The sequence below is a fragment of the Sphingomonas folli genome (assembly GCF_019429525.1).
GTDB classification, from domain to species: Bacteria; Pseudomonadota; Alphaproteobacteria; order Sphingomonadales; family Sphingomonadaceae; genus Sphingomonas; species Sphingomonas folii.
Window position 1 is genome coordinate 23077 of the sequence record NZ_JAHXZL010000015.1, and the last position, 12303, is coordinate 35379.

Below are 12303 nucleotides of genomic sequence, written 5' to 3' on the forward strand. Positions count from 1 at the left end.
GGATCAAGTGGCAATCTCTTCCTCCCTCGTGATCTCCGACAGACCGGTCAGCCATTGGCACCGATCCTGGTCGGCATTTAGCTCCTTGTCACCCGGCTGCGACGGCCTGACGAAATCTATGACACGCGCGCGCTTGTGTGCGTTGCCGGGATCCGCGCGAAGGCACCGGCCGATACGCTGGATAGTCTCCAGCCGAGCCCTCGCGGACGCGAACAGCACCACGGTTTTCAAAGACCGGATGTCGATCCCCTGCGAGATGCGGTGGCACGTGATTAGGCAGTCGATCTCGCCGTTGGCGAACGCCACGAGATGTGCCCGGTCGTCATCCGCGTAATACGTCCGGTAGCGGTGCGTGTAGCGGTCCACGATTTCCAGGATGCGCTGGCCATATTCCCGCGTTTCCACGAAGACGATGCAGCGATCTACGATGGTCGGGTCCTCGGCCAGACGGTCGGCGAACACGTCCGGCTTGCGCTCCGCCGTCTTGTAGACCCGAGCGATCTCAGTCCAGATCTCCTCCTGGCTCATCGGACGCCCCTCGCGGGCTCGGCTCGCCTGCTTGGTGTAGACCTGGCGCAGGCGCTGACGGTCGCCGTCCGTTAGGTTGTAGTGCAGCGGCTCGTAGTCGAACTCGCTAAGCACACCCCTCGCGATCGCCGCCTCCAGCGGGAAGCGGTAGAGCACAGGACCGATCTCGCTCTCGAGGAAGTGGTTGCCCTTTGCGTCGTAGGCCCTGTCCGGCGTGGCGCTGAGACCGAGCCGCCAGCGGAAGCGGTCATGCGTGCCATCAAGATCGCGCACGGAAGACGGCGTGCCCAGCCCGTGAACCTCGTCGTGGATGATTATCGCCTTGGCCGCATTGCCCTTGCTCAACCCCCGCATGAGGCGCGGCAGCTGCCCGCGTGAGATCACCATGAGCGAGGACGCCGGATCAAGCAGGTACTCGTCCAGATCGTGGTGGCGTTCATACTGGCGGTAGATGACCCAGCGCTGCTCAGACTTGGCGACCCACTCCTCCAACTCAAGGGTCCACTGGTCCAGTAGATCGGTACCGTCCATCGTCACGATCGCCGAGACCACGTCGCCAGCGACGGCGAGGTCGGTGAGGATGCGTAAGGCCGTTCGCGTCTTACCCGTGCCGGTCGCCATTTCGAGGACGCCGGCGCCGGTCTCCATGAACGCCGCGACCGCCTCGTCCTGATGGCGCCACATCGACGGCGTGGGAGGCGCCTCCACGGCCGCATCCTCCTTCACCGACCCCCGATTCCTCGCCACCCGCGCGCGCAGCCGCTCGATGACGGCCGGTGTCGGCTCGAGGACCCGTAGACCATTCGCGGCATCACTCCATGCCTCCTCGAACTGGGTGCCCTTGACCTCGACGCGGCGCCGTTCGTCCGGGAGCCAGCCGCGGAAGACGTCGATGCTTTCGTAGTTGCGGCGCTGTCCCGAGTCCGTCTCGTTGGCCGACCCGGTGAAGGCCAGCTGGTCGCCACCCTCGAGCGTCACGATGCCGATCTTTTCGTGATAGAGCCTGGCGTCGTCGACGTGCTCCGCAAAGGCGAACTTCAGCTTCAGGCGTCCGTTGGCGACCATCCACGCGAAGACGCGGGCGCGACGCGCGACGTCGCCGGGATTGTCCATCAGCTGCAGGATGTCCTCGAGGATGTGATCGACAAGCGTGGCACGATGGCGGTCGATCTCGTCCTGATCCTGAATATCCCGGAGGACGGCGAGATCCAGTGGCTGTAGCTCCGGGGAGGCGATCAGCCTGACCTCTAGATCGCTGGAGGCCATGCGAAGCATCGCGTCGGCCCAGCCCAGCAGCGCGCTGGTCGAGAAGTATCCAACGGAACGGCGGTAAAGCGTGGCCTGCCCCAGCACCGGGCCGAAGAAGTCCTCGACGAGGACGTCGCCGCCGCTGCGGTAATGGTCGCGCACCTGCGGCCGGATCGGGCTAGGCGTCCTGGCCACGTCGTTCAATTCTCGTCCAGCCATGCGAGCAGGTCCGACTTCCGGCGTTCGGCGAGCAGTGCCCGGCCGACGTCGCTTGCGACCTCCGGCGTGATCTCGATTGGCTCGGACGGTGCGGTGGCGAGGTCGCGGAAGAGCGCGGAAAAGCGGCGGAACGGGATCCACTGAGCGGCACGCTTCTCGCCATCGACGATGCGCCCTGCGATCCGCGCACCGACCTCGGAAGCCCATTCGAGACGTCCACGCTCGTGCAGCTCGGCGGCGAGTTCGCCGCGCATCTCTGCGGCGGCGGCGGACTCTATCGCATGCGTGAGCTGCCAGGCGCTCTCGGCGTCCTGGCCAAGAGGTGTAAGTGCGCCACTCAGGAGCAGCACCGCCAGCAGGCCGCATCCCATCTGAGAGGCGACATGCCGGCCGTCGACGCGGTTCAGCGCCATCCAGCTGGTCCGTCCCGCCGCCTCCAGATCGATCAGCGCGGCCAGAAGTCGGTCGAGGTCCGGCCTGACCGTGAATACGTTTGGCCGCACGTTCGCGACTAAATCGTAGCGACCCTCACGCGCGCAGACCGCACGCCATTCGTCTCTTTCCTCGATTTCCACCGGCCAGGCGTCGACGGTCGCGGTGGCGAGAAGGCTGCGACGCACCTCACCCGATCCTTGGCGGATGGCCCAGCGGCAGAGCCTGTACTCGGCGTCGGGGCTCCACAGCGGGAACGTCCCCCAAGGTTCGTCCGCCCGCCTTGCCATGGCGAAGATCTTGGCCTGTTGCTCGTCCAGCAGATACGGCATCTCACCGGAGAGGATGACTTCGCGTGTCGGGACCTGGGACCATAGCGAATAGACGCCCGGCAGCAGCCGGGCGAACAGGTCTGGCCTCGTGAGCAACGTCGGTTGGACGCTGTTGTGGGACCGGTCCGGCGGAAGGTAGCGACGCGGGTTGTTGGTGAGCGCGGACAGGGGCTGAGGACCAGCGCGCTCAAGTTCGTCACGGATCGCCGACGCGACCGTCAGGTCGCCCTCGCCGGGACTCTCATCACCTTCGTCCACGTCGCGGCGCCGGCCGCCCGGCGGGATTTCCCCCGCGCCGCCGACGGCGGTCCAGCGCCATTCCGAGACCTCAAGGAAGAGGTGCGGGGCGTCGCTCATCACGATGGTGAGGTCGCGCGTCGAACATTGGTCGGCCGGTGCCGCCTGGCGGTATGCCCGCTGCAGGTCGGACAGCGTCATGGGCTTGCCGAACCCGGCCAGGACCGCGTGGGCGACCAGCGACCTCTTCTGCCGCGTGCCGATGCGACCTTCGACAACATAGCCATGCAGGGTGCGGAATCCGGCGCCGATCAGGACGGCCGCCTCAACGTCCAGCGGCGCGCCGGGTAGCCCCAGCTCGCCGAGCGCCCGAGGCAGCGGCGGGCCTGTCGTGACGTCCCGCAGCGCACCGAGCGCGGCATCGACGGGAGCGCGCTCGCGACTGGGTGCGAGCCAGCCGTGGGGATAGCGATGCGCGACCTCGGTCAGCCAGCCGGCCAGGTCCAATCCTAGCAGTTCGAGCCCCAGGATGATCGCGCCTGGGACCATCTTCCTGAACGTGGTGATCTCGAGATCGGTGATCAGGTCGTCGCCGTCGGCGAGCGCGTCCCAGGCCGATCCCCACCTCTCGTCCAGTGCCTGCCGCAGCGAAACCTTGCGGGCGAGTACCTTAAGCTCGCCGAGCCCGCGCTTCTCGATTTGGCGGATGCGTTCGCGCGTGACATTTAAGCTGACGCCGATCTCCTCAAGCGTCTCGGGTGAGCCATCCAGCCCGAACCGACGCCGGACGATAGGCGCATCCTGCGGCTTGATCCGCTCGAGCATAAACGCGAGGAGTTCGTCCAGACCGCGTGGGATGAGCACACGGTCAGCTACGTCCCCGGACGACGGCACCAGCGGCGCATGCTCGGCCATGTCCTCCGGATCCGGGTCAAGTCGGGTGAGCTCCACCTCAAGGAAACGGGCGAGATTGCTGCGCTCGGTGCTGCCAGCCTCGGCGCGCGCGAGCTGGACGGCGAGCCGGCGCCACAGCACCTCCCAGAACTCTGAGATCGTCTTGCGCCCGACCGCCTGCACGCGTCCCAGCTCCCAGCCAAAACGGGTCCTATCAACGAGCGCATCGGCGATCGGCCGGTCGCCGATGTTCCTGGCGCAGACCAGGCGGGTCAGCCTCACCGGTACGATCGCGTCCTCGAATGCGGACGCGCACACGGCGTCCCCAAGGACCTTCTGGAGGAGCCTGTGTGCCTCCTCGTCCGCCAGCTGCAGCCGCGCCTCGCGCGGCCAGATTGGACCGGCGCCTTTACCGAACAAGGCGGTCAGCACCGCGTCGTGCATCGAAGGGGAGCCGCCCGTCTCACGAAGCAACCGCGACGTCGCCAGGTGTACCTTCGCGCAGAGCTCGTCCGCCGTGACGGCTCCTGCGGTCTTTGCGCAGAGCAGGTCGCTCCGCAAGGCGTCAGCGTCGTCGAGGGCGTCAAGGGCGGGTCGATCGCCGACCGCGTGTCTTAAGGCGCGTTCCAGCCGCGTTCCGGGTGACGCCCGTCCGACGAGGTCACGGAGTGATATCTTGGCGAGCTCACCGCAGATGGTCGCGCGCCCTTCCGAAATCTCCTGATCGGTCGGCATCTCAGTCTCAGAATCGGACCCATCGACCGGGACGGTTGTCCGGACGAGCTGGTCGAGTTCAAGGGCGGTCTTCCGGCCTAAGCCACCGACTCGAAACATCATCGTCTCGACGGGCGCGGGTGAGGCGAGGTACTCCGCCACAGTCGCGAACGGCAGCTGGCCGCCAAGCGCGGCCGCCTCGAGCGAGTTGCGCAGGCGCGCCGATCCGTTCTGCCCGCGCGCGAACTCGTACAGGTCCATCTCGACGGCAGGGCCGGGCTGCTGCGATGCCAAGCTCAAGCCCCAGCCGGCTGGGCGCCCGGCGCCGACTCGTGCTCGCGCCACACGTCGACCAGCAGCGACAGCCTACCCGACTTGATCCGGCCATCGGATCGGTCGGTCGAGCTGCGCCCGATCAGGTGCGGCAACAGCGTGACCGTCACGAGATCTGCAGACGCAGCGTTCAGGGTGGCGTCCGACCGACCGGTGTCGCGGGCGAACTTGTTGTATCTTTCGATCGACCCGCGCGCGCCGGCCTCGGCCAATCCTCCAACCATCTGTTCGATCGCGTCGGGCGACTTGAGGCCAAGGCGCTGCGCCGCGTCGTAGGCCTGGCCTGCGTTTACGGACAGATCGGCTCGGGGGAAACGGTCGCGCAGCCGCGCGACGAAGTCGTGGACGTCACTGAACTCGCCCTGTCGGCTGCGGAGCCGCTGCTGGTTCGCCTCGAGCAACCGCGTGATCGTCGCGTCCCCGGAGCGAGTGAGGTGACCGAGCGCCTCAAGGAGACCCCGTTCGGCCGGATCGGGCCCCCCCCCATCGGGCTTGTAGCCGATGTCATGCTCGATCTCGTTCCACACGTGCGCCATCATCGAGCAGATCTGCAACTCGCAGCTGGCGCCGCGAAGATTGTCGTAGATGCCAGCCAAGTCCTCCTCGCGGAGAAAGACCTGGCAGTGCGTGGCGCGGTAGAATTGAGCCTCGCCGGGATCGAGCTTGTTCTTCGGATCGACGTTGACCGCTTCGCCGTCGGGACCGCAGAACAGCTCGCAGACCCGCTGGCGCACGCGGTCCTCGTCCTCGGGGCGGTAGGTGGCGATTCGGACGCCGGCGAAGTCGCCGATACCGTCGAAGACCTCGTCGACGTTCGCGTAGTTGCGGTCGGCGCGGCGGGAAAAACGGTCCAGCTTGCCGCGGAAGCTCTGAGGGGTCTTGGTCCTCGAGGTGACCTGGGCGCGAACCGCATCGCCCTCAATGATGCTGGCCTGGCAGATGTCGGCCACGCGCCCGGCCAGCTTGATATATCGGTCGCGCTCGCGTTCGTAACGCGCAGCCGCACCCTCTATGACTTGCGCTGAAAATGGCATGCTACCCCCGTCCGGCCAAGTCTGCCGCCAGCCGCCGCGCCTGTCTACGGCTCCGCGTCGACCTTAGCTCGCCGAGACCGAACAAACGTCTGAGCGGACGCGATAAAAGGACCGGTATTCGATCCACTTCGGTGGCATCGAGGAACGACGGACCCTCTGCCAGCGCGAAGCAGCATGAATATCGGCGGAATCACGCCTTCATTTGCCGAGGGCTTGCGTGAACGCGCGTCCGAGATGTTCTTCGGCCTGATCCACGAAATGCTTTTCCATCCTGGTCTGTCGTGTCCGTGTCGCATGTATGATGATTAGAGGACTGCATAGAGCCCCGCAGGTCTCGACGGCCAGCTTAGCGATCAGCACGGCTGCTTTGCGATGAAGCCATGCGAGAGCCTTCACGGTGCGCTGGCCCGCTTGGTGGGACGTGCCCGCACCTTCAGAAGCAGCGGCTTGAGGAGCTCGTCCGCGGCCGGCACGTCCGCCGACGTGATCCTGAGGCCGCGCTCGCCGTCGAATAGCCGGCCGACGGACAGGTTGTGGTAGCGGATGAGCCAAAGGTATTTCGGGAGGATCAGGGAATCAGACTGTTCCCGCAAAGCGCTCTCGATGATGAACTCCCGCATCAAGAATAGCGTTTCGCGAACGTAGTCGGCATCGTTCAGCAACGAGACGCTCTTAATGTAGTCGATGAACCAGATCCCGTCGTCACCTAGGTGCAGGTGACTCTTCAGGTCCTCGATCAAAGTGCGCTTCTTGGCGCGCGAGCCTACGGAGTGAAGGTGCTCCCGGATCCGCTCTACCACTGCGGGATCAATCACGATCCTAGGCGCACCGGCGAGCGACGACTCCAAAGTATACGCGCGGATGAAGGCCGGTCCGAACGCCCGTCTCTCATCCATGTGGATGTCCCCGACCGTGGTCCCGCCGCGGATGAGCATGCCGAACTCGACCAGCGTCCACTGCGCGGTGGCGAGATCCTGCACCTCCTGCAGCAACGCGTCGTAGACGGTCTCGCCCTCCAACGATCTCGCGCGGATGACGCTGTCAGAGAAGGAGAGGATCGAGGTGAGCTTGCCGACCTCGCCGACCGGCTGGGCGGCCGTCTTGCCCATCGCGTCAAGCATCTCGTCGATCTGAGCGAACGGCCCCTTCTCGACTATCTTGCTGAAGCCAAGGATGTCGACGAACGTTACAACGGATTGCCTGTAGGCCATTGGCACGTCCCCACTAGTCGTCGTCCGATGAACCGCAGGACTCCGCAACGCCATCGATGAAGCCGGGCTTGAGGTGCGGTATGTAATCCTCGGCGGCCGCGATCGCCGCGCTCAGCCTCTCGAACGAGATGTAGCGGCAGATCTCGTTCACCGCGGGCGAGAAACTAGAGAAGGTGGGCCGGTTAATCTCCTGCATCACCTTCGCCCGCCTCGCCTCGGGCGCGACAAGGAAGAGCTTAATCTTGATGTTGGGCTGCATCGCGGCGAGATCGGACATCCGGAGCAGGCCCGAGTAGATCGAGGTCGTGCTCTCGATCTCGAAGGCGGCGACGATCGACCGGCCCTTGATCCAGAGCACATCGATCAGCTCGATAATGCGGTTTGTCACCATATCGAACTGCAGTGGCACCTCCGACAGGAGGCGCGGCATCTCGGCGAACTTTTCCTTGCCGAACGACCGGCTCCGGTCGTTTCGCGCAACCCAGACCGACAGCCCGAGATCCGAACCCAGCTTGAGCAGGCGGTACTGGATTTCAGTGTGCAGCGTGGCTTCGGCGATGGCGCTATCCGACTCCGATGTCGGGACTGTCACCACGCCGATATTGCGGCTAACGTAGCGTCCGCTCTTGGCGCTGCGCTCCATGAACGAAAGGAAAGCCGGGTAACGTTCCAGCGTCTTCATATCGATCCGGGCGGGGTTCTCGGCGAGGAGTTCGCGTCCGAGCTTGGTGATGCGCAGCTGGCCACGCTTCGGCAGGTCTACGAGGCCAGCCTGCCGGAGATAGACGCGCGCCCAGCCGACCCGGTCGTAGAAGCGGCCCTTGCCGGACGCGAGCACCTCCTCCCGTTCCGAGGTCGAGAGCTTGAACACGCTCGACAGCTGCGACGTCGCCTCTTGGATGCCGATCTGGCGCTCGGACACGAGCTTGAGCAGCGGGAGGGTCAGATCCATCTTGTTGGGCATCGGCATGGCGGCGGTCCTCATCCGCCGCGGATCCGCGTCGGATCGAATTGTGATGCTCCGGTGATGCCCCAAAAGAACGATCTGCGCCATGTGCCGAGCTTCACGTGGCGCACGAGTGTCGCGGAGCACGCGGCCTCAGCCTTCCAGAGACCGAGCTAAACTTCTTAAACGCGGCCTGGCCTCGTGGGACACCATTATTGGCGCGAGCAACGTACGATCACGAGGAACTCGCCGAAGCTCGCTCCGTCTAAAGCGTTATCAAGGCTGTTAAGACTCATCGCGATCGCCGTCAGGCGCTCGAAGACCGACTTCGCCGCAGCGATCGCGTCCGGGCGCTTCAGGTCTCGCGGCCCGAGGGCCGACGCCGAGTCGTTGAGCGCGCGCAGCAATGTGAACTGCAGGTCGTAAGCGTGACCGGCTAGATCATGTATTCGACGCACACTTTCCGCAACCGTTTTGTTGGGCTGAGCGGAAGGCAAAGTATGAAGCGCATGGCGCGTCGTCTTGTCGGATGTGTGTTCGGCGACAATGATGAGTTGCCACAAAGAGAGCTTTGGAAGAGAACGTCTAAAAGCTACAAATTCTCCCTTCAGATGTTCCAGTACTTCACTCGTCGCTAGGACAAAGAGAACGTGTGCTCATACTGCCTCGCTTCTTTCAGCTGCAGGACGGCCTGAACGAATTTCTGCGGCTTCGCTGCAGTGGCGATGCGGGTCGCTACGCTGCCGCGGGTGAGCAGTTTTTGCTTCCTCATTTCGACCATCAGCTCGGGCCCAAGGCAGGTCGGACGGGGCGGTCGAGTTGAATAGACTCATCATGATCTAGGTAATGAGCAAATTGCCGGACTAGGCGCTGCCGATGTCGTTCTGGTCTTCCTATGACTTTCGACATTTCTTTACCCACGTTCGTCAAACCAGCGCCATTCCCGTACTTATATTTACTTCGACAACGTAGCCGCATAACCGGGTCGTGATCGTGTTGGCCAAGCTAAACGTAGGGGCGAGTCCCACCCAGCTGTCATTATGGATGAAGCAGGGGTGCCAAGTTGCGGCCCAGATCTGCTCCTGGCGGGATGGCTACGGCCGCTCGAAGTTCGTCGAGTCTCTGCCGGGAATACACACGCGCGAGCTGATCGGCCATCTGTCGTCGCGATCGCAGCAAAGCTCCGACGTTGCGCGCGTGGTTTTCCGCGGCGAACTCGAAGTCGCCGTTCACCATGCAAAGGTATAGGGCGCTCGCACCATCCCTAAGTCGCGAAAAGCCTAGCGCCTCGAGGTACTGCCGATGCTTTTCAGTCTGGGGAAGGCCGGCAAACTTGCCGAACTCCCGTAGCAGTTCGTCGCCCGAAAGCCTCGCCTGCGACTTAGCCTGTACGTAGACTACGGTAGAACGGAGCGGCCCCGACTTAAGTAGGCCAATCAGGTCGATGCCCTCGTCTCGCGAGCCGTCGGTGATCAGGACCGGGTCGCAACCCAGCGCGCGCAGGTAGCACGCGCACGGCAGCAGGAAATCGCGGTTCAGCAGTGCAGCGACCCAGGCCTGCACTTCAAACTGCGATGTGGTTGGCGCCGGATGGCCCGTGAGCTCCTCGAAGCGGTCGTGGCGCCAAGTCACCACCTTGCCTTCCTGCTCGACGTGGAAGCCGAACGGAGGCGACAGACCCTGGTCACTCCAACGGACGATGTGGTCCGCAACCTTGTGCCGCACCGCCGGGTACTGCTCAGTCGATAGCTCGGACGCGAGGTTCTCCTCGATACCATGGTCGGCGAGGAAGCGGGTGAAGCTGACCTCTAAATCGACCACGCGTTCGCCATCGACGGCGGTCACGATCAAGGCAAGCCGGTCCTGCACGAAGCTTCTGACGGCGCGCCTCGCGTCCCCGAGCGCACCGAACCGCATATCAGTCATGCAGCTCCGCCCGCGCGCTCTCCAGCCGCCTGTCGATCTCCTGCTTGAAGCGTTCCAGCTCCGTGATGAAGTCCCTGGTCTCGTCGTAGATCGCGGACTGCGGCAGGTCGCCGATCAAGGTGCGGGCGCGCTCAACCGTCCTGCGCCAGTCCGCGGTCTTCGTCTCGCCCGTCGCCCGACCGTAGGCTTCCGAAATGCCGATCTCATGGTTTTCAAAATCCGAGATCAACGACGCCTTGTCGTTGCTGATGAGGTAGGCGAGTTCCTTGATCTGCTTGGGATTGTGGATGCGTCGAGATCGATCCTGATGTTCGTCGTCGGGCGATATCCAGGCATAAAATCGTTTGATCCGATCCGTGTTAGTGAAGCGCTTATGATCCTCATCCCAGCCGAACCATTCCCGCAGAGTGCTGTTGCGGTACGCCTCCTCGAAGAGCGAAAAGTAGTCGTTGCGGGCCTTAGCGCCGAACTCGTCGTCAGCCCGCATCTGCTCGAGCGCCTTGTACGTTCGATAGAGGCGCCCCACCGCCTGGGGCGACAGGCCGAACTGCTGCCCGGTCGCACGGAAGCCCTTGCCGTCCTGATCGATCTGCTGGGCGACCAGCTTCGCCCGCTGCGCCGGTTCCCAGTCGCGGACACCGCTGATGTGTCGAATGCCCTGCAGCATCCACGAGATGTCCTCTGAGCCGGTGCCCCCGTAGATGAGCACCTGGATCGTAGCAGTCTGCTCGAGCAGTCTCTGCAAGTAGTCGTCGTCGATGCCCTCCTCAGCGACTGCCTCGTCCTCGATCGCGGCGCGCAGCTTCGTGAGCGAGCGGAACCGGCGGTTTCCCTCGACGACGACGAACTTGCCGTCGTGCCCTTCGATCGGACGGACGACTATCCGATCCAGCAGCAGAAAACCATTCCGAAGGATGCTGTTGTAGAGGTCGTCGATTCCGTGCTTGTCGATGTTCGTGCGGGCGGATGCCTGGATGCGTTCGTCTGGGATGCGTCGATCCGGCACCTCGCGGACGTTGTGCTCAGACCAGAAGCGCGGGTTGTTCGGATCGAGGAAGATGTTCGCTACCGACACCTCCGCGACCTGCAGCTCAGACATGTACATCGGATGACCCCGCTTTCGTTGCCGACCACAGTACGCTCGGCGGGCGCGCACCTGCAACAGCGTTGGCGATATGGTAGGGCCAAAGATCGAAAATGCCGCGGCGCTCGCATCCAGACCTGTTCCTGTGGCGTTACGACGCGCCATTCCGGGAGGTGAGTCGACTAGCGTTGCTCAGATCGTCAGCGATCCTGGTCCCCCGGCAACGGTGTTCGCCGGCCGCGAGAACCAGGTGGACCTTGACCGTCTAAGTTCCCGTGCAATGGGATAAACGCTTGGCTCAGGTCGTACAATCCTCCCAGCCACCACTCTACTGGCAGCACTTAGAGGACCTGACCGCGGGCGTGGTCGAAGCCGTCTACGGCGTGGCCCAGGCGAACAGGATCGGTCGTCCTGGTCAGGCGCAGAAGGGGGTAGACGTTCACGCCGCGAGAGCTCGGGTCGGCCGCGTCGGCGTGCAGTGCAAGCGGCGCGACGATCTGGACGAGAACGACGACCCGCTGCCGAGCGGGGCCGTGACCCGGTCCGTCCTGCTGGCGGAGGTCCGGCAAGCGGAGGCGTTCACGCCGCGCCTAGACCTATCGATCTTAGCGACTACCGCTAAGCGCGACGCCCACATTCAGCGGTTCGCTCGGGAACTCGATGAAGAACGCGAGGGCATCGGCAGCTTCGCCGTCCACCTGTGGTTCTGGGACGAATATCCGCGCTGAACAGCCACTCGGACCTCCAGCGGTGGTACTACTCGGAAGTCATAAACCTGAGGAGCGCGCGCGGCCAGGACCGGCTGATACTCGAGATGGCCGCGACCGCCTTCCACCGACCCGCCTTCACCGACCCGCTGAGCATCGAACAGGTCGACGACCTCGTGCAGGGGCTGAGGGACTCGCAGGACGCGCGACGGCCGCATGGTCAACGGGAACGCGACGAAGGGCGGGAATTTAGGCGTCGAGTTTTTGAGGATGCACGGTCTATTTTGCGTTGTCGCCGGACTAAGGCGATCTGAGCAGAAGCTCCTCAGCGTACGCTGCGGCTACTAGCATTGCCGGCCCGGACAGTGGGCGCCGGCCACCGGCTACGCGATTGCGCGAACCGACTGCCCGCCGCACTCGGCATCGGTGGTAGTCCTCCGGTTATCCGGCCTCGTTTA

9 protein-coding genes are annotated in these 12303 nt (G+C 64.2%); 1 reads left to right on the top strand and 8 read right to left on the bottom strand.

Annotated features, from left to right (window positions below; all coding sequences use genetic code 11):
* Positions 1–3: 3 nt before the first annotated feature.
* The 8 genes from KZ813_RS19205 to KZ813_RS19240 all read right to left on the bottom strand — a co-directional run bounded on the left by KZ813_RS19205 (position 4) and on the right by KZ813_RS19240 (position 11153).
* Complete coding sequence (locus tag KZ813_RS19205) at positions 4–1938, bottom strand: DEAD/DEAH box helicase family protein (protein WP_219756608.1); 1935 nt, start codon at positions 1936–1938, stop codon at positions 4–6.
* Positions 1939–1976: 38 nt separating this feature from the next.
* The gene (locus tag KZ813_RS19210; protein ID WP_219756609.1) at positions 1977–4898 is read right to left on the bottom strand and encodes a sigma factor-like helix-turn-helix DNA-binding protein; all 2922 of its coding nucleotides are present in this window, start codon (positions 4896–4898) and stop codon (positions 1977–1979) included.
* A gap of 2 nt (positions 4899–4900) precedes the next feature.
* Positions 4901–5971, bottom strand: coding sequence for a RelA/SpoT domain-containing protein (locus tag KZ813_RS19215; protein ID WP_219756610.1), 1071 nt, complete (start codon positions 5969–5971; stop codon positions 4901–4903).
* Between the two features lie 392 nt (positions 5972–6363).
* Complete coding sequence (locus KZ813_RS19220) at positions 6364–7182, bottom strand: hypothetical protein (RefSeq protein WP_219756611.1); 819 nt, start codon at positions 7180–7182, stop codon at positions 6364–6366.
* Between the two features lie 13 nt (positions 7183–7195).
* Positions 7196–8236: a winged helix-turn-helix domain-containing protein gene (locus KZ813_RS19225; protein WP_219756612.1), complete on the bottom strand. Its 1041-nt coding sequence runs from the start codon at positions 8234–8236 to the stop codon at positions 7196–7198.
* A gap of 104 nt (positions 8237–8340) precedes the next feature.
* The gene (locus tag KZ813_RS19230) at positions 8341–8691 is read right to left on the bottom strand and encodes a hypothetical protein (RefSeq protein ID WP_219756613.1); all 351 of its coding nucleotides are present in this window, start codon (positions 8689–8691) and stop codon (positions 8341–8343) included.
* A gap of 475 nt (positions 8692–9166) precedes the next feature.
* Positions 9167–10054, bottom strand: a complete 888-nt coding sequence (locus KZ813_RS19235) for a restriction endonuclease (RefSeq protein WP_219756614.1) — start codon at positions 10052–10054, stop codon at positions 9167–9169.
* The gene (locus KZ813_RS19240) at positions 10047–11153 is read right to left on the bottom strand and encodes a ParB N-terminal domain-containing protein (RefSeq protein ID WP_219756615.1); all 1107 of its coding nucleotides are present in this window, start codon (positions 11151–11153) and stop codon (positions 10047–10049) included. The genes KZ813_RS19235 and KZ813_RS19240 overlap by 8 nt, the downstream gene beginning before the upstream one ends.
* Before the next feature lie 278 nt (positions 11154–11431).
* Between KZ813_RS19240 and KZ813_RS19245 the strand changes: the two genes are divergently transcribed.
* On the top strand, positions 11432–11866 hold the full coding sequence (locus KZ813_RS19245) for a hypothetical protein (protein ID WP_219756616.1): 435 nt from the start codon (positions 11432–11434) through the stop codon (positions 11864–11866).
* Positions 11867–12303: the final 437 nt, after the last annotated feature.